This window comes from Achromobacter sp. GQ309, assembly GCF_059759315.1.
Map to the genome: position 1 here is coordinate 493,442 of NZ_JCAXDP010000002.1, position 22,749 is coordinate 516,190.

Annotated in this window: 22 protein-coding genes; 5 read left to right on the plus strand and 17 right to left on the minus strand. The window is 66.2% G+C overall.

The annotated features are described in order from the left end of the window. Window positions 1-210: 210 nt before the first annotated feature. The gene (locus AC6CIE_RS07560; protein ID WP_175121786.1) at window positions 211-594 is read left to right on the plus strand and encodes an I78 family peptidase inhibitor; all 384 of its coding nucleotides are present in this window, start codon (window positions 211-213) and stop codon (window positions 592-594) included. On the opposite strand, the gene AC6CIE_RS07565 is transcribed toward AC6CIE_RS07560, so the two are convergent. The 11 genes from AC6CIE_RS07565 to AC6CIE_RS07615 form a co-directional block, all read right to left on the minus strand. Then, on the minus strand, window positions 591-1,616 hold the full coding sequence (locus AC6CIE_RS07565) for a LysR family transcriptional regulator (protein ID WP_376784665.1): 1,026 nt from the start codon (window positions 1,614-1,616) through the stop codon (window positions 591-593). The genes AC6CIE_RS07560 and AC6CIE_RS07565 overlap by 4 nt on opposite strands. 25 nt (window positions 1,617-1,641) lie before the next feature. Then, window positions 1,642-2,376, minus strand: a complete 735-nt coding sequence (locus tag AC6CIE_RS07570; protein ID WP_175121787.1) for an amino acid ABC transporter ATP-binding protein — start codon at window positions 2,374-2,376, stop codon at window positions 1,642-1,644. Between the two features lie 12 nt (window positions 2,377-2,388). After that, the gene (locus AC6CIE_RS07575; RefSeq protein WP_175122014.1) at window positions 2,389-3,078 is read right to left on the minus strand and encodes an amino acid ABC transporter permease; all 690 of its coding nucleotides are present in this window, start codon (window positions 3,076-3,078) and stop codon (window positions 2,389-2,391) included. After that, window positions 3,071-3,760: an amino acid ABC transporter permease gene (locus tag AC6CIE_RS07580; RefSeq protein WP_175121788.1), complete on the minus strand. Its 690-nt coding sequence runs from the start codon at window positions 3,758-3,760 to the stop codon at window positions 3,071-3,073. Before AC6CIE_RS07580 ends, AC6CIE_RS07575 begins: the two co-directional genes overlap by 8 nt. A 123-nt stretch (window positions 3,761-3,883) precedes the next feature. Next, window positions 3,884-4,705 (minus strand): ABC transporter substrate-binding protein, encoded by an 822-nt coding sequence (locus AC6CIE_RS07585; RefSeq protein WP_175121789.1) that lies wholly within the window; start codon window positions 4,703-4,705, stop codon window positions 3,884-3,886. 74 nt (window positions 4,706-4,779) lie between these two features. Next, the gene (locus AC6CIE_RS07590; RefSeq protein ID WP_498091855.1) at window positions 4,780-5,982 is read right to left on the minus strand and encodes an aminotransferase class I/II-fold pyridoxal phosphate-dependent enzyme; all 1,203 of its coding nucleotides are present in this window, start codon (window positions 5,980-5,982) and stop codon (window positions 4,780-4,782) included. Next, window positions 5,979-6,659, minus strand: a complete 681-nt coding sequence (locus AC6CIE_RS07595) for an RraA family protein (protein WP_498091857.1) — start codon at window positions 6,657-6,659, stop codon at window positions 5,979-5,981. The genes AC6CIE_RS07590 and AC6CIE_RS07595 overlap by 4 nt, the downstream gene beginning before the upstream one ends. A gap of 157 nt (window positions 6,660-6,816) precedes the next feature. Continuing rightward, entirely contained in the window at window positions 6,817-7,737 is a 921-nt protein-coding gene (locus AC6CIE_RS07600) for a ParB N-terminal domain-containing protein (protein WP_498091859.1), read from the minus strand. Between the two features lie 27 nt (window positions 7,738-7,764). After that, window positions 7,765-8,376 (minus strand): LON peptidase substrate-binding domain-containing protein, encoded by a 612-nt coding sequence (locus AC6CIE_RS07605; RefSeq protein ID WP_175121793.1) that lies wholly within the window; start codon window positions 8,374-8,376, stop codon window positions 7,765-7,767. Between the two features lie 13 nt (window positions 8,377-8,389). Then, window positions 8,390-8,797 (minus strand): carboxymuconolactone decarboxylase family protein, encoded by a 408-nt coding sequence (locus AC6CIE_RS07610; protein ID WP_175121794.1) that lies wholly within the window; start codon window positions 8,795-8,797, stop codon window positions 8,390-8,392. A gap of 85 nt (window positions 8,798-8,882) precedes the next feature. Next, entirely contained in the window at window positions 8,883-9,227 is a 345-nt protein-coding gene (locus tag AC6CIE_RS07615) for a GFA family protein (protein WP_498091861.1), read from the minus strand. 121 nt (window positions 9,228-9,348) lie between these two features. On the opposite strand from AC6CIE_RS07615, the gene AC6CIE_RS07620 reads away from it, so the two are divergent. Continuing rightward, window positions 9,349-9,777, plus strand: coding sequence for a VOC family protein (locus tag AC6CIE_RS07620; protein WP_175121796.1), 429 nt, complete (start codon window positions 9,349-9,351; stop codon window positions 9,775-9,777). 16 nt (window positions 9,778-9,793) lie between these two features. On the opposite strand, the gene AC6CIE_RS07625 is transcribed toward AC6CIE_RS07620, so the two are convergent. Continuing rightward, a complete protein-coding gene (locus AC6CIE_RS07625) occupies window positions 9,794-10,648 on the minus strand; it encodes an IclR family transcriptional regulator (protein WP_498091863.1) in 855 nt (284 codons plus the stop codon). A gap of 135 nt (window positions 10,649-10,783) precedes the next feature. Between AC6CIE_RS07625 and AC6CIE_RS07630 the strand changes: the two genes are divergently transcribed. Together AC6CIE_RS07630 and AC6CIE_RS07635 are read left to right on the plus strand one after the other, a co-directional pair. Continuing rightward, window positions 10,784-12,445, plus strand: coding sequence for a GMC family oxidoreductase (locus tag AC6CIE_RS07630; RefSeq protein ID WP_498091865.1), 1,662 nt, complete (start codon window positions 10,784-10,786; stop codon window positions 12,443-12,445). Between the two features lie 73 nt (window positions 12,446-12,518). Next, on the plus strand, window positions 12,519-13,859 hold the full coding sequence (locus AC6CIE_RS07635) for an MFS transporter (RefSeq protein WP_175121799.1): 1,341 nt from the start codon (window positions 12,519-12,521) through the stop codon (window positions 13,857-13,859). Between the two features lie 78 nt (window positions 13,860-13,937). Here the strand turns inward: AC6CIE_RS07635 and AC6CIE_RS07640 are convergent, their stop codons facing one another. From AC6CIE_RS07640 to AC6CIE_RS07650, 3 genes are read right to left on the minus strand one after another with little or no spacing between them, the layout of a single operon-like run. After that, a complete protein-coding gene (locus AC6CIE_RS07640; RefSeq protein ID WP_498091867.1) occupies window positions 13,938-15,374 on the minus strand; it encodes an efflux transporter outer membrane subunit in 1,437 nt (478 codons plus the stop codon). Between the two features lie 3 nt (window positions 15,375-15,377). Further along, on the minus strand, window positions 15,378-18,539 hold the full coding sequence (locus tag AC6CIE_RS07645; RefSeq protein WP_481145703.1) for a multidrug efflux RND transporter permease subunit: 3,162 nt from the start codon (window positions 18,537-18,539) through the stop codon (window positions 15,378-15,380). Window positions 18,540-18,578: 39 nt separating this feature from the next. Next, window positions 18,579-19,757 carry an efflux RND transporter periplasmic adaptor subunit gene (locus AC6CIE_RS07650; protein ID WP_498091869.1) on the minus strand — a complete coding sequence of 393 codons (1,179 nt, stop codon included), beginning with the start codon at window positions 19,755-19,757 and terminating at the stop codon, window positions 18,579-18,581. A 211-nt stretch (window positions 19,758-19,968) separates the two neighbouring features. Between AC6CIE_RS07650 and AC6CIE_RS07655 the strand changes: the two genes are divergently transcribed. Beyond that, on the plus strand, window positions 19,969-20,520 hold the full coding sequence (locus AC6CIE_RS07655) for a TetR/AcrR family transcriptional regulator (RefSeq protein WP_175121803.1): 552 nt from the start codon (window positions 19,969-19,971) through the stop codon (window positions 20,518-20,520). Between the two features lie 45 nt (window positions 20,521-20,565). Here AC6CIE_RS07655 and AC6CIE_RS07660 read toward each other — a convergent pair whose 3' ends face one another. Both AC6CIE_RS07660 and AC6CIE_RS07665 read right to left on the minus strand, forming a co-directional pair. Continuing rightward, window positions 20,566-21,576: an aldo/keto reductase gene (locus AC6CIE_RS07660; protein WP_175136701.1), complete on the minus strand. Its 1,011-nt coding sequence runs from the start codon at window positions 21,574-21,576 to the stop codon at window positions 20,566-20,568. 108 nt (window positions 21,577-21,684) lie between these two features. Beyond that, the gene (locus tag AC6CIE_RS07665) at window positions 21,685-22,737 is read right to left on the minus strand and encodes a serine hydrolase domain-containing protein (protein ID WP_175136702.1); all 1,053 of its coding nucleotides are present in this window, start codon (window positions 22,735-22,737) and stop codon (window positions 21,685-21,687) included. Window positions 22,738-22,749 lie beyond the last annotated feature (12 nt).

The window sequence follows — 22,749 nt, forward strand, 5'->3', positions numbered from 1 at the left end:
GCGGGAGCAACTTGACGGAGTCTGACACCCTTGAAGCACCCTTCAAGCCTGAAGACCGTCCATACGGGTGTCAGACACCTGGCGAACACCTGACGCGCGCCCAGCCGCCCGCCGCTGTTGCCCGGTTGCACATGCCCGCCGCGCCTTGAGCACAGCGCGTCGCCGCTGGTCTATCATGGCTTTTTGTCCGCTCGTTGTAAGGAGTCCTACATGATCCGCAAGCTGATCCCCTTCCTGCTGGTTGCCAGCCTGGCTGCGTGCGCCAATACCGGCGGTTCGCGTACGTCCAGCGCGCCGGCCTCCAGCTCCTCGAGCGCATCCTCTTCATCGAGCACCGGCGCCGGCTCTTCCTACGGTTCGTCCTCGGCCATGCCCGGCAGCAGCACCGGCAAGACCTGCGACGCCGGCCCGCTGCAATCGCAGATCGGTCAGAAAGCCACGCCGTCCGTCATGGAAGACCTGCGCACGCGCAGCGGCAGCGCCACAGCGCGCATGCTGCGTCCGGGCCAGCTGGTCACCATGGAATACAACAACACCCGCCTGAACCTCATCGTGGACGACAAGGACGTGATGACGGCGATCCGCTGCGGTTAAGCGCGCCGGCCGGCCGGATTCCCATCCGGCAAGCCGCCTTCCCCTGCCTCGATGGGCCGCGCCGCCGGCGGCACATGGGGCAGGAAGGCCCCCGCCACCTCGAACGCGCATTCCTCGCGCGCAATGTCGATCACCCGGGATACGACCGGATTGACGATGTTCTTTTTGTGCACCGCGTAGTAATTGATGGTCGGCAGGTCCGGCTGCACATTCAACTGGCACAGCGCCCCGCGCGCCACCAGCGGCGCAAAGTACGCGCCCGGCAGGTAACTGATCCCCAATCCCAGCATCGTCAGCTGCGCCATCATGCCCAGGCTGTTGCAGGTCAGCACACGCTTGACCGGCATCCCCTGTTCCGCGAACCATGCGTCGTACAGATGCGATAGCGCGGAATTGGTGGGCTGCGAGATCACCGGATACGGCGCCAGATCCTGCGGCGTCAACGCGGCAGCGACATCGATGTCCAGCGCCGGACTCGCCATCCAGACATTGGTGACCGCCCCCAGGTGCGTGCAATCGTACTGGTAGCCCCAGAACGGGCCGGGCATGATCGCCAGATCCAGTTCGTCCTGCTCCAGCCGTTCATAGAGCGTGATGCCGCCATCGATCTCGGGCATCAACTGCACGCGGGGGTAGCGCTGGCTGATCTGCTTGATCAGCCCGGCCAGCCAGGTCATGCCCACCAGTTCCGTCACGCCCAGACGCACCACGCCTTCGAAGCTGGCCGGATCGGCCATGTTCTGCACGATGCGGCTGTTCAGCTCCAGCATCTGGCTGGCCAGCTCGAACAGCTTGCGGCCCTGCGGGGTCATCAGGAGTTTCTTGGCGCGCCGCTCGAACAGGGGCGCGCCGGCAAAGGCCTCGAGTTCCCCCACCCGTTTGGCCACGGCCGATTGGGTGGTGTGCAGCTTGCGCGACGACGCGCTGAAGCTGCCCAGTTCGGAACTCCAGTAAAAGGCCTCCAATTGCTTGAGGGTGTACATCGCCGCGGTCGAAGAAAAGCGCATGGAAACCCCAGACATTACCACCGCGGACGATCGGCGCGGATCAACCCCGCGGATGCAGGATGTCCGCCAGGAAGCGCTGCGCGCGCGGATGCGCCGGCGCGCTGAAGAAGCGCTCGGGCGTATCCATCTCCAGGATTTCGCCCGCGTCCATGAACACCACGCGGTCGCAGACGTCGCGCGCAAAGCCCATTTCATGCGTCACGCACACCATCGTCATGCCGTCCTTGGCCAGGCCCTTCATCACCTGAAGCACCTCGCCCACCATTTCCGGATCCAGCGCGCTGGTCGGCTCGTCGAACAACATGACGGGCGGTTGCAGCGCCAGCGCGCGCGCGATCGCCACGCGCTGCTGCTGCCCGCCCGACAGCGATCCCGGATAGGCATCGATCTTGTGCGCCAATCCCACGCGGTCAAGCAGGCTGCGCGCCAGCTCCACAGCTTCCTTGCGGGGCTGCTTGCGGATGTTCACGGGCGCGAAGATCACGTTTTCCAGCACGCTCATGTGCGGAAACAGGTTGAACTGCTGGAACACGAAGCCGATCTTCTGGCGCAGCGCGTTCAGGTTGGCGCCCTTGCCGTAGATATCCGCGCCGTCGATCAGGATGCGGCCCTTTTCGATGGGTTCCAGGCGGTTGATCGTGCGGATCATCGTGGACTTGCCGGACCCCGAGGGTCCGCACACCACCAGCACCTCGCCGCGCGCCACCGACAGGTCCACATCCTTGAGCACATGATGCTCGCCGTACCACTTGTTCACTTTCTCGAGTTTGATCATGTTTTTGTTCCTTTAAGCCATGGCCCGCGTGCGGCGGATGCGCAGGTCCAGCCAGCTCAAGCCACGGCTCAGGCTGAAGCACACGATGAAGTAGATGATGGCCAGAATGCCGAACACCTGCAGCGGCTGGGTCAGCACCAGGTTGTTGACCTGGTTGGCGGCAAACGTCAGCTCGTTGACGCTGATGACGTAGCCCAGCGAGGTTTCCTTGACGGTGGACACGAACTGGCTGGTCATGCTGGGCAGCACGTTGAACAGCGCCTGCGGCAGCACCACCTTGCGCATCGTCGTCCAGTAGCCCACGCCCAGCGAGCGCGAGGCCTCGATCTGCCCGCGCGGCACCGCCTCGATACCCGAACGGATGACCTCGGACAGGTAGGCGCTTTCGTACACCACCAGGGCAAAGATCAGCGTCCAGAAGCCGCTGACCACCTGGCCGGTGATCTTGGGCACCACGAAGTAGGCCCAGAAAATCAGCATCAGCAGCGGCATGCCGCGCACCACATTGACCAGCGCCTTGCTGGCCGTGCGCAGCCACCCGTAGGGACTCACCCTGGCCAGCGCGATCAAGAGCGCCAGCGGCAGGGACATCGCCAGACCCAGCGCGGCCAGGATGAGCGTCAGTGCCAGTCCGCCGAGCGGACCGTTGGGGTATTGGCCCACCAGCAGCGTGGGCCAGTATTGCATCAGGAGATCAAGCACCATGGCCTCCGCGGTTCAGACGATAACGGGCGTAGATGCGCGATCCGAGCGCCATGATGAGGAACGATCCCAGCAGGTACATGATCGTCGCCGCGCCGAAGGTGGCGAAGGTGCGGTAGGTCTCGTTCTCGATTTCCCGCGCCTGGTAGGTCAGCTCCATCACACCGATCGCCATAGCCACGCTGGTGTTCTTGAAGAGCAGCAGCGCGCGTCCGACCAGCGGCGGAATGGAGATGCGCAGCGCCTGCGGCACGATGACGAAGCGCATGCATTGCAGGTAGCTGGCGCCCAGCGCGCGGGCAGCCTCGAACTGGGTGCCGGGAATGGCGCGCAGCCCGCTGCGGATGTCTTCGGCGATGTAGGCGGCCGACCCCAGCGCCAGCGCGATCGCGGCCAGCGACATTTCGGCGTTGTGCGCATACAGCCACATGCGGAATCCTTCGGGCAGCAGCTCGGGCATGCCGAAGTACCAGAACAGCACCTGCACCAGCAGCGGCACATTGCGGTGGTATTCCACATAGGCGTCGACCACCCAGCGGCATGGCGCCAGGTTGGTGGCGCGCACCACCACCAGCGTCACCGCGATGGAAAACGCCATCACCCATGCAACAAGAAACAGTTGCACGGTGACCGCCATGCCGCTGAGCAGCAGCTGGTATTGGGAAGCGTCTAGAAAGCTCATAAACCTGTCAATCTCCTGCGTTCGGGCGTGCAACGCCAAGCATCACGGCTTCCCGCGCATCGCCTTGCAAGACGCGGGAAGCCGTGACGGATACTGGCGAACGGCAGCGCTCGGATCGACCCCTTAGCCGGCGATCGGGCCGATTTTGAAGCCGCGCTCCAGCTTGTAGGGGGTGTCGGGGCCAAACCACTTGTCGAACAGCTTGGCAGCCGCGCCCGAGGTTTCGGCCTCGTCCAGCGCCTGATTCACCGTTTCCAGGAATCGCGGCTCGGACTTGCGCACGCCCAGGCCCCACGGCTCATCGAACACGGCCTTGCCGATAACAGTGACGGGCGCGGTGGGCGGGCTTTGCAGCACCAGTCGCGCCAGCACCAGCTCCGACGCAAACTGCGCGTCCACCTTCTTCTGCTGCAGCGCCAGGTACGTGGCCGAGCTGTCGCCGTAGCCGATCACCTGCGACTTGTCGAGAATGCGCTTGATCTCGCGCTCGGAGCTGGAACCCTTGGTCGCGCCGATGCGGCGGCCGTTCAGGGCTTCGATCGAGTCCAGGCCCGAATCCTTGCGCACCATCAGCTTTTGCGGGCTGACGTAGTACGCGTGGCTGAAGGCGATCTGCTGCGCGCGGTCGGGCGAATAGCCCAGGTTGGCCGCCAGGATGTCCACGCGCCCTTCGTTCAGTTCCGGCACGCGCGCCGCCACCGACAGCAGCTTGTAGTTGACCTTGACGCCCAGCTTGTCCGCGACGAGCTTGCACACGTCCACGTCATAGCCCACCAGCTGGCGCGTCGCGCCGTCCTGGAAGCTGAACGGCTGCGACGTGCCCAGCGTGCCGCAAACCAGCTCGCCGCGCGCCTTGATGTCGTCAAGCTGGTCGGCGTGGGCAATTCCGCCTGCGGCCAGCGAAGCCAGGGCGAGGCTGGCGGCGATGAGAGTGTGACGCTTCATGGTTCATTCCCCTTGAATGGTTGTTAGGTGTACAGACTGGCGATGACGCCGTATGGGTGCGAAAGCGTGGCCCGTCAGGCCAGCTTGGCGCAGGCCTCGCGGATGGCCGCGCATCCCTGCCGGATATCGTCCAGCGAGGCGGCAAACGACAACCGGAACGTGCCGGGCGCGCCGTAGGCATGGCCGTCGATAACCGCCACGCCGGCTTCGCGCAGCAGGTAGTGCGTGAGGTCCGTGTCGCTGGCGATCACGTCGCCGGCCGGCGTCTTCTTGCCCAAGAGGCCCGAGCAGTCCGGAAAGACATAGAACGCGCCCTGCGGCACGACGATGTCCAGGCCCGGCGCGCCGGACAATTCGGCGATCGCCAGGTCGCGGCGCTCGCGGAACACTTTGGCGAATTCAACAACGCAGTCCTGCGGCCCCGTCAGCGCTTCCAGCGCGGCCGCCTGGCTGACCGACGAGGCGCCCGATGTGCTTTGCGACTGCAGGATCGCCATTGCCTTAATCAGTTCATCGGGACCAGCGCCGTAGCCGATGCGCCAGCCCGTCATGGCATAGGCCTTGGACACGCCATTGACGACCAGCGTGCGGGCGGCCAGTTCCGGCGCCACTTGCAGCGGATGCACCGTCGGCTCGCCGGTGAAGTTCAGGCGCGCGTAGATGTCGTCGGTCATCAGCCAGACGTGCGGATGACGCGCAAGGACCTCGGTCAGACCACGCAGTTCGTCCGCGCTGTAGACCGAGCCCGTCGGGTTGCTGGGGGCATTCATCATCAGCCACTTGGTGCGGGGCGTGATGGCGCGTTCCAGCGCGTCGGGGGTCACCTTGTAATCGGTGGCGGGCGACGTTTCCACGGCCACCGGCACGCCGCCGTTGACCAGGACCATGTCCGGGTACGACACCCAGAACGGCGCGGGGATCAGCACTTCGTCGCCGTCGTTCAGCGTCGCGGCCAGGCCATTGAAGATCACCTGCTTGGCGCCGGTGCTGACGATGACGCGCGATGCCGGGTATTCCACGCCGGTCGCTTCCCGCAGATGGGCGGCTGCGGCCTTGCGCAGGGCCACGGTGCCCTGCGCCGGCGGGTACTTGGTTTCGCCGCGGTTCATGGCGGCGGTGGCGGCCTGGCGGATGTGTTCGGGCGTCGAAAAATCCGGTTCGCCGATGGTCAGGTCGATGATGCGGCGGCCCTGCTCGCGCAGTTCCGCAATGATGGCGCGCGCGGCGACGCTGGGCGACAGCTTGATGCGCTTGATGCGGTCGGCAACGATGCTCATTTTGCCGCTCCCATCTTTTCCGCCAGCGTCTTTTCCAGCCACGGCTTGGTGTACGTGCCGGCGCGCAGCTTTTCCTTGGCCACGACTTCGTCGGCTTCCTTCTTCAGCGCCAGCGCCAGCACGGCGCTGGCGTGTTCGGCGGGAATCACCACCACGCCGTCGGCATCGCCCACGACCACGTCGCCGGGATTGACCACCTGGCCGCCGACCGACACGGGCACGTTGATCTCGCCCGGGCCGTCCTTGTAGGGCCCCTTGTGCGACACGTCGCGCGCAAAGCAGCCGAATTCGCCCTGGGCGAACACGTCCGCATCGCGCACCGCGCCGTCGATCACGAAGCCTTCGATGCCGCGCGACTGCGCATCCATCATCATCAGTTCGCCAACCAGCGCGTTGCTGGTGTCGCCCGAGCCGTCCACGACGATCACGTCGCCCGCGCCGCCCAGCGAAATCGCCTTGTGGATCATCAGGTTATCGCCCGGACGGGTCTTGACCGTGAGGGCCACGCCCACCGTACGGCGCGCGCCGTTATGCAGCGGACGCAGGCCCGACACGCCGTACAGGCGATTCATGCAGTCGCTGATCTGGGCCGAGCCGATGCTGGCAAAACCGGCCAGCACGTCGGCGGCGACGGCCGTCTCGGGCCGGGAAAGAATGCGATATCCGATGGGATTCATAAGGAAAGTCAGGTGTGAATGCAGGAAGCGTTGAAGCGAACCTGCATTACAAAGCCGCGCAAGCCTTTCCTCAAAACGATATAAATTCCCAGCGATCCACGAATTTTTTTCGTGGATTATGCGGCTTAAGGGTTATCCCTTATTCCTGCATCGATACTCAATCATCCCCGCTGCCGGATCCGCTGCGGGCTTCCGACAACGCGACAGTCAGGTGCATGACCTTCTTCTTGAGCTGGTCGCGTTCATCGGTCAGCTTGGCCAGCAACTGGCGCAGCCGCGCGATTTCCGCCGGCATGTCCGCGATGTTTTCAATAGGTTCTTCCGGCGGCGCCTCGCGCGGCGGCGGCGCCTTGGCCTGCCGGACCTCCCGGGCGGCCTGCTGCAGTTCCTTGCGTCCGCCTGCAACGGCGGCGGTCTGCCGTTCGGCCGGCAGCGACGCCACGGCCGCCGCGGCGTTGATGGAGATGGCGCCTTCCTTCACCGCCCGCACCAGTTCCGGCGCCGCGGACTTCTGGATCTTTTCGATCTGATTGAGGGTATTGCTGCTGATGCGGGCGGCGCGCGCCAGCGCCTGGCGGCTGGGGACGGCGGGCTTCCAATCGGGATTGGCATGCCCGCGCATCGGCGCGGCGCTGGCCCCGGGCGCGTCCTCGTCCCAAGGCGGGGAATCGTCCGCCGGCGTACCGTCGACCGGCGATCCTTGGCCGCCGCCGTCCTGCCCACCTTCGGCCACGGCTCCCGCTTGCGGGCCGGTGCGCGCCAGCAGGATTTCCTTCTTGCGAAGCGCCAACACCCCGCGCTGGAAGTCCGACACGCTGCGCCGGCCCAGATGGTTCTCGATCATCCACAGATGCACGTCGTCCATGGACTTGAAGTGCGGATGCTGAATCGTCTGGAACGGGATGTTGTGCTTGACGCAGATGGCGTAACGGTTGTGCCCGTCGATCAGCAGGTCGCCCCACAGGACCAGGGCGTCGCGGCACCCCTCGGCCAGCAGGCTGCGCTCCAGCGCAGCGTGTTCGTCCTCGGTCAGCGGGTCTATATAGGCACGCAGGCCTTCGTCTACTCTGATTTCCATGGTGTCCAAATAAAGTCGGGCGGCGCCCTACGCCAGCCCCTGTCCGCGCAGCACGTCCTGGATCGCGGCCAGGCGCGCCACCGGGTCGGTCAGGCCCAGCAGTGTCGCCTTGTCGTCCGGGGGCAGCGGCAAGAGTTCGCACCAGCGGTTTGCCACCCAGCCGCAATCGTCCAGCCGGAACGGCGGCGCCAGCGGCATTCTTTCGGCGGGCACGCCGTCCTGCTGCCACTGCGCCACCAGGCGCCCCAGCGCATCGGCGCTGGCCTGCATGGCCGCGGGCACGGGCGTGGGCGGGTCATCGGCAATGGGCTCGGCCTCGCCCATCCAAAGGCCGTATTTTGCCACCTCGCTGGACCGCAGCCTAAAGCGCGAGGTGCCCCGGCACCGGATTTCCAGCAAGGCCGGCATGGGCGCCTCCCAGGTTTCGACCCGCGCCATGGTGCCCACGGGCGACAGCGTCTCGACGCCCTCGGGCGAGCGGACCTCGCTGCCGGCCAACAGGCCCACGATGCCGAACTCGGTGTTGTCGGCGATGCTGCGCCGGATCATGTCCAGATAGCGGACCTCGAAGATGCGCAGATGCACCACGCCCGCGGGAAACAGCGCATTGGACAGCGGAAACAAGGGAATCAGCGACATGGCCGCCTCCTGGTCATTTCACGTGGAAGGCATCGTCCACGGGCACCTGCAGCGCCGTCGCCAGCGCGTTGGTCTGCGACGCCATCGCCATCACCGCCAGCAGTTCGGCGTGCTGGCCATCGGTCATGCCCTTGGCCCGGGCCGAGGCCGTGTGGGAATGGACGCAATACGAGCAGCCATTGGCGGTGGACACCGCGATGTAGATCATTTCACGCACCAGCGGCGAGAGCTCGCCCTCGGCCATCATCACCGTCTTGAGCTGCTCCCAGACGCTGCGCATCCGCGGGGGATCGTTGGCCAGCGCCCGCCAGAAGTTGTTGACGAAGTCCGACTTGCGCGTGGCGCGGATGTCCTCGAACACCGCCCATGCCTCGGGACTTCTGCGGATCTCGTCATCGCTCAGCAGCCTTACCGTGCTCATTGCCCCTCTCCATCGTGAAAAAACACATCGGCCCACCGCATCGCGGCGGCCCCCTTTTGATCCGTTCAGGAACGCAGCCGGCCGCTCAGGTGTTGCGGCCGTCGTACGGAATGCGGGTCAGCGTATTCAGGTCGACGTTTTCCAGGCAACGCACGTTGACCGCAGCCGTTTCCTTGCCTTCTGCCCCGACCCCGAACCCGAAGGGCGCACAGCCGCAGTTGGCGCAGAAATGGTGCGAGATCACGTGTTTGTTGAAGGTATACGTCGACATGGCCTGCGTGGAGGACGTGATGCGCAGGGCGGCGCGCGGCACGAACCACAGCAGATAGCCCTTGCGGCTGCAGTGCGAGCAGTTGCATTCCAACACCTGCGACAAATCGCCATCGACTTCATAGGCGATCTGTCCGCAGTGGCAGCTTCCTAGTTGCATGGATTGTCTCCCGGCCGTAATCGGATCAGACTCCCATCATAGGCCTGCCCCGCCCGCCTTGCCCATGCGGACGCACCGCACCCCAGCCCCAACCCCACCCCCGGCCACGCACGGAGCCATCATGCCCCAGTTATCCGCATACCTCAGTTTTGACGGCAACTGCGCCGAGGCCATGCGCTTTTACGAACGCGTGCTGGGCGGCCGCCTTGACGCGCTGGTCCGCTACGCCGATGCGCCGCCCGATGCCGCCATGCCGGTGCTGTCGGACGAGGACGCCGGGCGCATCATGTACGCCCGCCTGACGCTGGACGAACAGACCTTGCTGGGCAGCGACGCCACCGCCGGCCATCCCTACCCCGGCAACCGTGGGGTAGCGCTGGCGCTGGTGTATCCCACCGTATCGGACGCACATCGCGTGTTCGAGCATCTGGCCGAAGGCGGCAGCGTCACGATGCCGCTGCAAAAGACCTTCTGGGCCGAAGCCTACGGCGCGCTGGTCGACCGGTATGGCACGCGGTGGATGGTAAGCGGCGGCCGCATGAGCCACTGAGCGCCCCGCACCCTTCCTAACCGCCCGGCCGGTGCGCCGCCAGCACGTCGTGCAGCGACTGCGCGGCGCCTTGCAGCACCGGCACCGCACGCAACAGATCGTCCAGCATCACCCGCGCGGTCGGCGCGTGGCAGGCCACAGCCGCCACCACGCGGTCCTCGCCATCGCGCACCGGCACCGCCACCGCGCTCATGCCGCGCACGAACTCCTCGTTGTCGATGCCGATGCCGCGCACGGCCAGCCGCTCCAGCTCGGCGTCCAGCTTGGCCGGGTCGGTGAACGTGCGCGGCGTATTGCGCGTAAGCGGCAGACGCGCCAGCACGTGGCTGCGCTCAAGGCGGTTCATCGACGCCAGAAACAGCTTGCCGCTGGCCGTGCAATGCATGGGCACGTGGCTGCCCACGGCAAAGAACAGGCGTAGGGGCTCGGACGTCTCGACGCGTTCCATGTAGACGACCTGGTCGCCGTCCGGCGCGGTCAGGTTGCACGTTTCGCCCAACGTGCCCACCAGCTTGGTCAGCACCGCGCGGCATGCGCGCGTGAAGGCGCTGGCGCGCAGCGTAGCCAGCGCCAGCGCTGTCGCCTGCGGCCCCGTCACGAAGCCGTTTTCAGTCGGGGTGGCGGCCACAAAGCCCGCGCGCTGCATGGCCGCCAAGAGGCGCATCAGCGTGGTCTTGGGCATGTCGAGCCGTTGCGCCAACTGCGCGAGCGTGGGCGGATGCTGCGCGCGGGCCAGGTGATCCAGCACCAGCAATGCCCGCAGCGAACGGGCGGCTTCCTGGTGCCCGCCGCTGTCATCGGACCGGCCGTTGACAGCCTGTTCCGATGCTGCACTGCGATTTTGAAACCGACGCTGCATGTTCTGTTCCATTTGTCTGCCCCAGCGCGTGTTGTGCTTTGTTCTGTGTGCGCGCTTCCTAGAATCGCCTCAGATGCCGGCCTGGTCCGCATTGCGGAGCGCGAGCCGGTCGGACCTGCCGAACAATATAAGGGAGACCGCGCGGATATGTCCGATACCGTCGATTACATCGTGGTGGGCGCCGGCTCGGCCGGATGCGTGATGGCGAACCGGTTGAGTGCGGACGGCGCGCACTCGGTGTGCCTGCTGGAGGCCGGTCCCAAGGACACCTATCCGTGGATCCACATTCCGATCGGCTACGGCAAGACGATGTTCCACAAGGTGGTGAACTGGGGCTTCTACACGGACCCGGATCCCAACATGCTGGACCGGCGCATCTACTGGCCGCGCGGCCGCACGCTGGGCGGATCCAGCGCCATCAACGGCCTCATCTACATCCGCGGACAGCGCGAAGACTACGATGCGTGGGCGGGGGCCGGCAACGCGGGCTGGGGCTGGGACGACTGCCTGCCGTGGTTTCGCAAGCTGGAGAACAACGACCTGGGACCCGGCCCCACCCGCGGTACCGAGGGTCCGCTGAACGCCACGTCCATCAAGACGCCGCATCCGCTGGTGGAAGCGCTGATCGCCGCCGCGGGCAAGCTGGGCGTGCCGCACGTGCGCGACTTCAATAGCGGCGACCAGGAGGGCGTGGGCTATTACCAGCTGACCACGCGCAACGGCCGCCGCTGCTCCACCGCCGTGGCTTACCTGCGCCCCGCGCAAGACCGCCCCAACCTGCGCATCGAGACCGATGCGCACGCGATGGGCGTACTGTTCGAAGGCAGCCGCGCCTGCGGCGTGCGCTACCGGCAAGGCGGCCAGGTCCGCACGCTGCGCGCCCGGCGCGAAGTCGTGCTGTGCGCGGGCGCCCTGCAATCGCCGCAACTGCTTCAGCTATCCGGCGTCGGGCCCGCCAGCCTGCTGCGCGAGTTCGGCATCGGCGTCGTGCGCGACCTGCCCGGCGTGGGCGAAAACCTGCAGGATCATCTTCAGATCCGCCTGATCTACGAGACCACCCGCCCCATCACCACCAACGACCAGTTGCGCAGCCTGACCGGCCGGGTGCGCATGGGGCTGCAATGGCTGCTGCTGCGCAGCGGGCCGCTGGCCGTGGGCATCAATCAGGGCGGTCTTTTCTGCCGCGTCGATCCGGCCAGCCGCACGCCCGACACCCAGTTCCATTTCGCGACCCTGTCCGCCGACATGGCGGGCGGCAAGGTGCATCCGTTTTCCGGCTGCACCTATTCGGTGTGCCAGTTGCGCCCGACCTCGCGCGGCCGGGTGCGCCTGCGCAGCACGGACCCGTTCGAGGCGCCGTCCATGCAGCCCAATTACCTGTCGACGGACCTGGACCGCCGCATGGCGGTGGCCGCCGTGCGGTATGCGCGCCAGGTCGCCGCGACCGAGCCGCTGGCCGGCCTGATGAAACGTGAGTTCCGGCCCGGCCCGGACGTGCACACGGACGACGAGATCCTGCATTTCTGCCGCGAGTATGGCGCCACCATCTTCCACCCGTCAGGCACGGCGAAGATGGGACCGCGCAGCGATCCGCTGGCCGTCGTGGACGAGCGCCTGCGCGTGCACGGGGTGTCGGCGCTGCGCGTGGTGGATTGCTCGATCATGCCCACGCTGGTTTCGGGCAACACCAACGCGCCGGTCGTGATGCTGGCCGAGCGCGCGGCGGATTTCATGCTGCAGGACGTGCGGCAGGCGCGCGCGCAAGTCCTGCGCACGCCCGCCCGGATGGAGATGACGGACCCCGGCTAGGAAACCCATATCGCAGACAGACCCGGCCGCGGCAGCGCAGATTGCCAGGCCGACCCACCAAAGGAGACTGGACATGGCCAAGCAAAACGAAGCGGCGGTGCGCAAAGTCGTCACCGCCTCGCTGATCGGCGCCACCATCGAGTGGTACGACTTTTTCCTGTATGGCGTCGTCGCCGGCATCGTATTCAACAAGCTGTACTTTCCCACCGGGGACCCACTGGTCTCGACCATGCTGGCGTACACGACGTTCGCCGTCGGCTTCGTCACGCGCCCGCTGGGCGGGCTGATCTTCGGCCATTTCGGCGACCGCATCGGCAGAAAGAGCATGCTGGTGATGACGCTGATGATCATGGGCATCGCCACCTTCCTGATCGGTCTGGTGCCCACGTACGACATGATCGGCATCTGGGCGCCGATCCTGCTGCTTCTTTTGCGCGTGTTCCAGGGCATCGGGCTGGGCGGCGAATGGGGCGGCGCGGTACTCATGGCCTATGAATACGCGCCACCGGAGAAAAAAGGCTTTTACGCGTCGTTGCCGCAGATCGGGCTGGCGATCGGGCTGTGCCTGGCGTCGGGTACGGTGGCGCTGCTGTCCGTCCTGCTGACCGACGAACAATTCATGGCGTGGGGATGGCGCATCGCCTTCCTGGCGTCCGCCGCCATGGTGGCCGTCGGCATGTACATCCGGCTCAACATCAAGGAAACGCCGGAGTTCACCGCGGTCAAAGCGCAGAACGCCGAAAGCCGCATCCCGTTCATGGACATGATGCGGCGCTATCCCGGCAACGTCGTCAAGGGCATGGGCGCGCGCTACATCGACGGCGTGTTCTTCAACGTCTTTGGCGTGTTCTCGATCTCGTTCCTGACGCAGTCGGTCAAGATCACGCGGACCGAGGCGTTGATCGGGGTGATGGCGGCGGCGCTGGTGATGTGCTTCTTCATCCCCTTCTTCGGCCGCCTGTCCGACCGCATCGGCCGCACGCGCGTGTACTTCTGGGGATCGCTCATCACCGCCGCGGCGTCGTTCCCCGGCTTCTGGATGATGATCAACAGCGGCGGCAACGTGATGCTGATCTGGCTGGCCATCATCATTCCGTTCGGGATCCTGTATGCCGCCATCTACGGCCCGGAGGCCGCGCTGTTCTGCGAGCTGTTTGACGCCAAGGTGCGCTACACCGGCATCTCGTTCGTCTATCAGTTCTCGGGCATCTTCGCGTCCGGCATCACGCCCATCATTGCCACCGCCCTGCTCAAGACGGGCGGCGGGCAGCCGTGGCTGATCTGCCTGTACGTGCTCTTCGCGGGCGTGGTGTCGGCGTTCTGCGCGTGGCTGATCGGGCGCGGCAAGCAGCCGGTGGAACTGGACGGCGCGGGTCAGCCGTCCATGCCGCGGGCAGGGCTGCGCAAGGCGTAGCCGGCGGGCGGGCCCCGATGGGCGGCGCGCGCAGGGGCCCGGGCCGTCGCCGTTCGGGTTCGGCGCGGCCCGCCCCGCTCAGTCCAGCGCCGCCTGCGGCGGCTGCTGGGCCGGCCAGCCGCCCCCCAGCGCCTTGAACAGCGTCGCCAGCGCCGCCTGGCGCTGGGCGCTGACGTCGATATAGGCGATCTGATCCGTGTACGCGCTGCGCTGCGCGTCCAGATAACGCAGATGACTGTCGACGCCGCCGCGATAGCGCGCCTCGGACAACTGCATGGCGATCTGGCTGGATTGCGCCAGCGCCAGGCGCGAGGCCTCTTCGCGGCGCAGCGTCTCGGTGGCCACCAGCGCGTCGGACACCTCGCGGAACGCCGTCTGGATCGTCTTTTCATACTGCGCCACGGCGATGTCCTTGCGCACGGTGGCCAAATCCAGATTGGCCACATTGCGCCCGCCGGCAAAGATCGGCATCGTGATCTGCGGCGTGAACGACCAGGCACGCTGGCCGGATTCAAACAAGCCCGACAGGTCCGCGCTGGAACTGCCGAACAGCCCGGTCAGTGAAATGCTGGGAAAGAACGCCGCCCGCGCCGCGCCGATGCTGGCGTTGCGCGACTGCAACTGATGTTCGGCGGCCAGGATGTCCGGCCGATTTTCCAACAGCGCCGACGGCGCCCCCGCCGCGATCTCCTGCACCAGCATCGGGGCATCGGCCGTACGCACCGGCAGGTACGGCGACAGGTCGCTGATCCCCACCAGCAGGCCGAGCGCATTCCCGGCCTGGCGGACCTCGCGGTCCATGCGTTCCTGTTCCGCGCGCGACTGCTCGGTCAGGCCCAGCGCTTCCTGGTAGTCCAGCGCCGTCGCCGTGCCCGCCTGGCGGCGCTTGACGATCAGCTCCAGCGACGCCTCGCGGCTGGCGAGGGTCTGGCGCGTGACATCCAGGCGGCGTTGCGCGCTGTCGCGGGCCACATAGGCCTGAATCACCTCGGCCACCAGGCTGATCTGCGCGCTGCGCGCCGTGGCCTCGGTCGACAGGTACTCCTGCAACGCCGCGTCCGACAGGCTGCGCACGCGGCCGAACAGGTCCAGTTCAAAGGCGGTGAGGCCCAGGCCGGCCTGGTAGCTGCTTTGCACCGCCGACTCGCCGGTGGTGTTCAGGTCGCCGGGGACGCGCTGGCGCGTGCCCGTGCCCTGCGCATCGATGCCGGGCAGCCGGTCGGCCCGCGTGATCTGATACTGCGCCCGGGCCGCCTCGATGTTGAGCAGCGACTGGCGCAGGTCGCGATTGTTGGCCAGCGACAGCTCGACCAGCTTGCGCAAGGCGTCGTCCGTGACGAAGGACTGCCAGTCCAGCGTCGCCGCCGCGGATTCGCCGGGGCCGGTCGATGCCAGGCTCCAGTTGTCACCGACGGGGGACGCCGGACGTTCGTAGACAGGCGCCAGCGAGCAGCCCGCGAGCGCCACGGTCAGCAGCAGCGCGGACATCCGCAGGGGAAAGAAGGTCTGCAACATGAATTACTCCTGCACCGTGCGCGGCGTGGCATCGGGGGTAGGCGAGGACTTGGGCGAGTCTTTGCCCCGCTTGCGCTGCACCAGCGACAGCACCCACACGAAGAAGATCGGGACGAAGATCACGCCCAGCAGCGTGGCGGTCAGCATGCCGCCGATCACGCCCACGCCCAGCGCGCGCTGGCTGGCCGCGCCCGCGCCGGAGGCCAGGGCCAGCGGCACGACGCCCAGGATGAACGCCAGCGACGTCATGACGATGGGACGGAAGCGCAGCTTGGCGGCCTGGATGGCGGCGTCGGCCAGCGAATGCCCCTGTTCGCGCAGGCTCTTGGCAAACTCCACGATCAGGATGGCATTCTTGGCCGCCAGCCCGATGATGGTGATGAGCCCCACCTTGAAATACACGTCGTTCGGCATGCCCAGCACCGTCACCGCCAGCACCGACCCCAGCGCGCCGATCGGCACGATCAGCATCACGGACGCCGGAATCGACCAGCTTTCATACAGCGCAACCATCAGCAGGAACACCACCAGGAACGCCAGCGCAAACAGCATGGGCGCCTGCGAGCCGGCGAACTTCTCCTGGTACGACAGGCCCGTCCACTCGTAACCGATGCCTTCGGGCAGCCCCGCCACGATGCGCTCGATCTCGGCCATCGCCTGGCCGGTGCTGCTGCCGGGCATCGCGTCGCCCGCGATCTTGAAGGCCGGATAGCCGTTGTAGCGGGAGATCTGCACGGGGCCGTTCTCCCAGTCCGTCTTGACGAACGCGCTGAGCGGAACCATGCCGCCCGTTTTGTTGGGCACGTTCAGTTGCAGGATGCTTTCCGGCGTCATGCGGTCACGTACGTCGGCCTGCACCACCACGCGCTGCAGTCGTCCGGCGTTGGCAAAGTCATTGACCGTGGCCGACCCATAGGCGGCAGAGATCGCCGTGCTGATGACGTCAAAGCCCACGCCCAGCGCCTCGGCCTTCTCGCGGTCGATGTCCAGGCGCAACTGCGGCGCGTCGGCCAGGCCTTCCATCATGGCGTAGGCGATCACGGGCGAGCTGTTGGCCTGGGCCAGCAACTGGTTGCGAGCGTCGGTCAGCGCCGCACGGCCCAGTCCGCCCCGGTCCTGCAACCGCAGCGCGAAGCCGCCCGAGTTGCCCAGGCCTTCGATGGGCGGCGGGTTGACGGCCATGACCGCGCCGTCGTCGATCACTGCAAATTTCGCGTTCACGCTATCCGCCACGTCGGTGGCCGATTGGCCCTTGCCGCGCTCGGACCAGTCCTTGAGCGTCGGGAACGCAATGCCCGCGTTCTGGCCGGTGCCCGAAAAGCTGAATCCCATGACGGTGAAGGCGTCGCCCATCGCGTCCAGCGACAGCAGGTGCTGTTCGACGTCGGCCACCACCTTGTCGGTGCGCATGTGCGTTGCGCCCGGCGGCAGTTGGACGTCAACGATGACGTAGCCCTGATCTTCCGGCGGAACGAACGATTCGGGCACGCGCACGTACAGCACGGCCAGCACCGCGACGATGGCCGCGTAGATGACCATGTAGCGGCCCGTGCGGCGCACCAGGCGCGTATTCAGCGCCTCGAAGCGGCCTGTCAGGCGGTTGAAGACGCGGTTGAACCAGCCGAAGAAGCCCTTCTTTTCGTCGTGATGGCCCTTGGGGATGGGCTTGAGGAACGTGGCGCACAGGGCCGGCGTGAACGTCAGGGCCAGGAAGCCCGAGAACAGGATCGACACGGCCAGCGACAGCGAGAACTGCTGATAGATCACACCGACGGAACCGCTCATGAAGGCCAGCGGCAGGAACACCGCCGACAGCACCAGCGTGATGCCGACGATGGCGCCGGACACCTGCTCCATGGCCTTGACCGTGGCTTCGCGCGGCGACAGCCCCTCCTCGGCCATGATGCGTTCGACGTTCTCGACCACGACGATGGCGTCGTCCACCAGAATGCCGATGGCCAGCACCATGCCGAACATGGTCATCATGTTGACCGAGAAGCCCAGCACCGACATCACCGCAAACGTGCCCAGCAGACACACCGGCACCACGATCGTCGGAATCAGCGTGTAGCGGAAGTTCTGCAGGAACAGGAACATCACCAGGAAGACCAGCACCATCGCTTCCAGCAGCGTGTGCACCACCTTCGTGATAGCCACGCTGACGAACTTGGACGTGTCGAACGGCACCGAATATTCAACGTCCTCGGGGAACGAGGCCGACAATTCTTCCAGGCGCGCGTTCACGGCCTTGACGGTGTCGATGGCGTTGGCGCCCGGCGCAAGCTGCACCGCCGCACCCACCGACTTCTTGCCGTTCAGGCGCGTTTCAAAGTCGTAGCTCTGGCGTCCCACTTCCAGACGCGCTACGTCAGCCAGGCGCACGGACGAGCCGTCCGGGTTGGCGCGCAGCACGATGCGCCCGAATTCGTCCGGATTGTCCAGCGTGCCCTTCACGGCCAGCGTCGCGGTCAGCTCCTGCTCGGGCGCGCCGGGGCGGCTGCCGAAACTGCCGGCCGGCACCTGCACGTTCTGCGCGGCAATCGCGGCGTTGACATCGGCCACCGACAAGCCCAGGCCCAGCAGCTTCTGCGGGTCGATCCACACGCGCATGGCGGCTTCGGCGCCAAAGAACTGCACCTTGCCCACGCCGTTCACGCGGCGGATTTCGTTGTTGATGTGGCGTGCGGCGTAGTCGGACAGACCGACCACGTCCTTGTGCGCGTCATCGCCCTTGTACGTCAGGGCGTAGATCATCAGGAAGTTCGAGCTGGCCTGCTCGACCTGCAGACCCTGCTGCGTCACGGCGGACGGCAGACGCGCCTCGGCCTTCTTGATGCGGTTCTGCACGTCCACCTGCGCCAGGTCGGGGTCCGTGCCCGGCTGGAACGTGACGGTGATTTCGGCGCTGCCGCTCGAGCTGCTGGACGACTCGTAATACAGCATGTTCTTCGCGCCGTTCAGCTCTTCCTCGATGACGCTGGTCACCGAATCGACCAGCACCGTCGCGGACGCGCCCGGATAGGTGGCGGCGATGGTCACCTGCGGCGGCGCGACCACCGGAAACTGCGACACGGGCAGCGACGGAATCGCCAGCAGCCCCGCGAGCGAGATGAAGATGGCCACCACCCAGGCGAAATTGGGGCGGCCAATGAAAAACTTGGACATGGTCTAACCTCGGATTTGCGCGCGGTTCATGAGGGCCGCTTATTGCTTGGCGGGCGCGGCGGCATCGCCGGCGGCGGCCACCTTGGGCTCGTTCACCGGCGTCACGCTGACTTTCTGGCCGGGCACGGCGGCGCTGACGCCGCCCACGATCACCCGGTCGCCGGGGGCCAGGCCCTCGGTGATGTGCCAATCGCCGCCGCGCATCGTGCCGGTCTGCACCGCGCGGGTCTCCACGACGTCGTCCGCGCCGACCACCAGCACCTGCGGCTTGCCATCGGTGCTGCGCGTGACGGCGCGCTGCGGCACCAGGATCGCCTCCGGGTCCACGCCTTGATGCGTGCGCACTCGCACATACATGCCCGGCAGCAGCAGCACGTCGGGGTTGGCGAACTCACCGCGCAATGCCACCTGGCCGGTGCTGCGGTCCACGGCAATGTCCGAGAACAGGAGGCGCCCTTCGCGCTGCTGGTCGGTGCCGTCGATCGTGATGGAGATGCTGGCGCCCTCGCCTTCGCCCAGGCTGCCGTTCTGCATGGCCGCGCGCATGCGCAGCATATCGCCGACGGGCTGGTTGAAGTCCACGTAAACCGGGTCCAGTTGCTGGATCGTCGCCATCGGCGTGGCCTCGTTCTGGCCCACCAGCGCGCCTTCGGTCACTTGCGCGCGTCCGATGCGGCCCGAAATGGGCGCCTTCACGGTGGCGTAGTCCAGATTGAGCTGCGCGGTCTCGACATCGGCCTGGGCCGAGCGGCGCGCGGCCAACGCGCTCTTGAGGGTGGTGTTGGCCGTGTCGAAGTCCTGCTGACTGACGGCTTCGATCTTGACCAGGGGCGTGTAGCGCTTGACCACGGCCTGTGCGTCGGACACGGCGGCCTGGGCCTTGGCCAGCTCGCCTTCCGCACGTGACAAGGCCGCCTTGAACGGCGCCGGGTCAATGCGGAACAACACGTCGCCGGCCTTGACGTCCGCACCTTCCACGAAGTTGCGGCTCAGCACGATGCCGGCCACGCGGGCACGGACCTCGGCCACGCGCATGGGTTCGACCCGGCCGGGCAGCTCGCTGATCAGCGTGTAGCGCTGGGGTTGCACCGCCACCGCCTGGACCGGACGCGGCCCCGCCGCCTGCGGCTCACCGCCATCGGACCCGCCGCAACCGGCCAAGCCGATTGCCGTTGCCAACACCGCCAGGGGCAGCCGCCATGCTTGATTGACCTTCATTCACTACCCCCGCGCTGCGCGTTCTGAATTCAAAGAGACGCCGATGCTACCTGAAAGGATGATTTGAATCAATATTGATTCATTTGCTGCTTTCAGACTTAAATCTGACGACTCACAAGTCTTTACTTGATAAATTCGCGGAAGTTTGTACAAAGTGAATCTCCCGTGATCCAATACCGGCCCAGGGATAACCACAAATGGGGAGGAGGCAATGTCTGAAGAGGCAGGCCACGAACGGCTGCTGGTCGCGTTGGCGTTGGCGATGGTGGATCAGCCGCGCGCAACCTTGCAGGAGCTGGCCAAGGCCGTCGGCGTCAGCAAGGCGACCTTGTACCGGTTCTGCAAGACCCGGGATCAGCTGGTGCTGCGCCTGATGACGCATTGCGCGCAGGTCATGAAGCAGGCACTGGCGGATTCGCACCTGGACACCGCCCCGCCCCGCACGGCGCTGCGCAGCCTGATCGAACAGCACCTGGCGCACAAGGAATTGACGGCGTTCCTGATCTACAACTGGAAGCCCGACACGGAACTTGAGCCGGACATCATGAACAGCTGGTCCGGCTATCAGGAAACCCTGGATGCATTCTTTTTGCGTGGTCAGCGCGAAGGCGCGTTCCGCGTGGACATGACCGCCGCCGCGCTCAGCGAGCTCCTGATCGGAATCATCACCAGCATGGTGGACGCCGAGCGGCGCGGCCGGATTGCGCGGATGGGCATCGCGCAGGTGGCCGAACAGATGATGCTGCACGGCATCTCGGCCTAGCTCGCGGCTGTGCGGAGGTGACGCGGGGCAAGGCCCCGCACCTGCTTACGCTGCCGTCACCGGACGGCCATAAAACGGATAGTTGGGATCGTTGTAGCCGTGCGCCGAGGCATGGCCCGGCGTCACCCACTCGTTCACGACCGTTTCGTCCTCGGGCGTGATCGTCACGTCCAGCGCCGCGTAGTAATCGTCCATCTGCGCCAGCGTACGCGGACCCGCGATAACGGCAGTGATCACCGGATTGGCCAGCACCCACGCCGTTGCGAAATGGCCCGGCTGCACGCCGCGCGCGGCGCTGTGCTGCACCAGCTTCTGCGCGATCTGCAGCGATTCCTCGCGGAATTCGGTCGCCAGGATGCGGCGGTCGCCGCGTCCGGCGCGCGTATCCGCCGCGGGCGCCTGGCCCGGCAGGTACTTGCCCGTCAGCACGCCACGCGCGATCGGGCTGTACGGCACCACGCCCAACCCGTAATGCTTGCATGCGGGCAGTATCTCGACTTCCGGCCCGCGGTTCAGCATGTTGTAGTACGGCTGGCACACCACCGGTTGCGGCACGCCCAGCTTTTCGCATAGACGCATCACCTCGGCGATGCGCCAGCCGCGAAAGTTCGACAGCCCGAAGCTGCGCAGCTTGCCCGCGCGGATCAGGTCGCCCAGCGCCCACAGCGCTTCTTCCAGGTTTTCTTCGTGATAGTCGCGGTGCAGGTACAGGATGTCCATGAAATCCGTGCCCATGCGCGACAGGCTCTGCTCCACCCCGCGGATCAGCCACTGGCGCGAGTAATGCGCCAGGTTCGGCCCCTTGCCGACCGGATTGCCGATCTTGCTGGCCAGCACCCAGTCGTGGCGCTGCCCCTTGAGCAGCTTGCCCACGACCTCTTCCGACCGGCCTTCGTTGTAGACGTCGGCGGTATCGATGAAATTCAGGCCGTGATCGCGTGCCGACGCAACGATTCGCGCGGCCTCGTCATCAGGCGTCTGCTCTCCGAACATCATCGTGCCCAGGCAGAGCGGCGACACCCGGAGATTGCTGGTTCCCAGTCGGCGGTAATTCATGGCGTGGTTCCTTGATCGGATGAAGGGATAAGGCGTGGCCGCGCGTCACCGCGCAGCCGAACGCCACATCTTGCCCGAAAAAACCTGACATGCCGCAAAACCTGGGAGTTACACACCCGCATCCACCGCCGCCAGGATCTTCCCGAACAGCGCGTCCGCATGGGCCGAATTCAGCCAGCGCACGATCACGACCATCTTGCGTTCCGGTTCCACCCACGTGAACGAGCTGCCCGCGCCCACGCCGAAGAAGCTGGACGACGGCACGCTGGGAAACACCTTGCCTTCGTGGTTCAGCCAGATCAGATAGCCGTAGTACGGGGCGATGTCGCACGGGGTGCGCATCGCCTGCAGCCATTCGCGCGACAGGATCTGCTTACCATTGGCCTGACCGTCGTTCAGCAGCATCTGGCCGATCAGCGCCTGGTCCTTGGCGCTGATGGACATGCCGCCGCCCCAGTGCGAGCCGCCGGGCACCGACGGCATGCGCTGGCCGTCGATCTCGACCCAGGCATTGTCGTAGCCGACCCATTGCCAATCCTCGCTGCAGCCGATAGGCCGCGTGACGGCCTCGCGGAACACTTCCGGCAACGGCTTGCGGAACAGATGCAGCAACGCGTACGACAGCTGATTGATGCGGACATCGTTGTATTCCCAATACGTGCCGGGTTCCTGCAGCGGACGCGCATCGCCCTTCTTGCCGTCCGGCGGCACGCCAAAGGTGACCGCGCGATAGCGGTCCGCCTGGTCCGACACGCCAAAGCGTTCGCCTTCCCATTCGCTGGTCTGCTGCAGCAGATGGCGCCACGTGATCGACGCATTGCGGCCTTCGTCAAAGCCGATGCCCGGCACGCGCTTGCCGACGGGCTCGTCCACGTCCGGCAGCAGGCCGCGGTCATGCGCCACGCCGGCCAGGATGGCCAGGTACAGCTTGGCGACGCTGAACGTCAGGTCAGCGCGGTCCGGCTCGCCCCACTCGGCCACCGTCTTGCCGTCCACCACGACCACGCCGGACACCGGCCCGCGGTCATGGATGGGGCCGAGCAGGCGGTTCCAGGGCGGCGGATCGTTCAGGTGCACGCCAAAATTGCCTTTGACGCTGCGGTCCCAGGTCGATTCGTGGTCGTTGGCGAACTGGATCGCCTGCTGCATGAGCGTATTCATCGGTTCCCTCGT

Bases quoted from the DNA above. Each gene is read 5' to 3' on its own strand.
- AC6CIE_RS07655 (WP_175121803.1), top strand. From the start codon at position 19,969: ATGTCTGAAGAGGCAGGCCACGAACGGCTGCTGGTCGCGTTGGCGTTG.
- AC6CIE_RS07620 (WP_175121796.1), top strand. From the start codon at position 9,349: ATGCCCCAGTTATCCGCATACCTCAGTTTTGACGGCAACTGCGCCGAG.
- AC6CIE_RS07560 (WP_175121786.1), top strand. From the start codon at position 211: ATGATCCGCAAGCTGATCCCCTTCCTGCTGGTTGCCAGCCTGGCTGCG.
- AC6CIE_RS07605 (WP_175121793.1), bottom strand. From the start codon at position 8,376: ATGTCGCTGATTCCCTTGTTTCCGCTGTCCAATGCGCTGTTTCCCGCG.
- AC6CIE_RS07595 (WP_498091857.1), bottom strand. From the start codon at position 6,659: ATGAATCCCATCGGATATCGCATTCTTTCCCGGCCCGAGACGGCCGTC.
- AC6CIE_RS07625 (WP_498091863.1), bottom strand. From the start codon at position 10,648: ATGGAACAGAACATGCAGCGTCGGTTTCAAAATCGCAGTGCAGCATCG.
- AC6CIE_RS07645 (WP_481145703.1), bottom strand. From the start codon at position 18,539: ATGTCCAAGTTTTTCATTGGCCGCCCCAATTTCGCCTGGGTGGTGGCC.
- AC6CIE_RS07610 (WP_175121794.1), bottom strand. From the start codon at position 8,797: ATGAGCACGGTAAGGCTGCTGAGCGATGACGAGATCCGCAGAAGTCCC.
- AC6CIE_RS07660 (WP_175136701.1), bottom strand. From the start codon at position 21,576: ATGAATTACCGCCGACTGGGAACCAGCAATCTCCGGGTGTCGCCGCTC.
- AC6CIE_RS07565 (WP_376784665.1), bottom strand. From the start codon at position 1,616: ATGTCTGGGGTTTCCATGCGCTTTTCTTCGACCGCGGCGATGTACACC.
- AC6CIE_RS07630 (WP_498091865.1), top strand. From the start codon at position 10,784: ATGTCCGATACCGTCGATTACATCGTGGTGGGCGCCGGCTCGGCCGGA.
- AC6CIE_RS07650 (WP_498091869.1), bottom strand. From the start codon at position 19,757: ATGAAGGTCAATCAAGCATGGCGGCTGCCCCTGGCGGTGTTGGCAACG.
- AC6CIE_RS07600 (WP_498091859.1), bottom strand. From the start codon at position 7,737: ATGGAAATCAGAGTAGACGAAGGCCTGCGTGCCTATATAGACCCGCTG.
- AC6CIE_RS07615 (WP_498091861.1), bottom strand. From the start codon at position 9,227: ATGCAACTAGGAAGCTGCCACTGCGGACAGATCGCCTATGAAGTCGAT.
- AC6CIE_RS07570 (WP_175121787.1), bottom strand. From the start codon at position 2,376: ATGATCAAACTCGAGAAAGTGAACAAGTGGTACGGCGAGCATCATGTG.
- AC6CIE_RS07580 (WP_175121788.1), bottom strand. From the start codon at position 3,760: ATGAGCTTTCTAGACGCTTCCCAATACCAGCTGCTGCTCAGCGGCATG.
- AC6CIE_RS07635 (WP_175121799.1), top strand. From the start codon at position 12,519: ATGGCCAAGCAAAACGAAGCGGCGGTGCGCAAAGTCGTCACCGCCTCG.
- AC6CIE_RS07585 (WP_175121789.1), bottom strand. From the start codon at position 4,705: ATGAAGCGTCACACTCTCATCGCCGCCAGCCTCGCCCTGGCTTCGCTG.
- AC6CIE_RS07590 (WP_498091855.1), bottom strand. From the start codon at position 5,982: ATGAGCATCGTTGCCGACCGCATCAAGCGCATCAAGCTGTCGCCCAGC.
- AC6CIE_RS07665 (WP_175136702.1), bottom strand. From the start codon at position 22,737: ATGAATACGCTCATGCAGCAGGCGATCCAGTTCGCCAACGACCACGAA.
- AC6CIE_RS07640 (WP_498091867.1), bottom strand. From the start codon at position 15,374: ATGTTGCAGACCTTCTTTCCCCTGCGGATGTCCGCGCTGCTGCTGACC.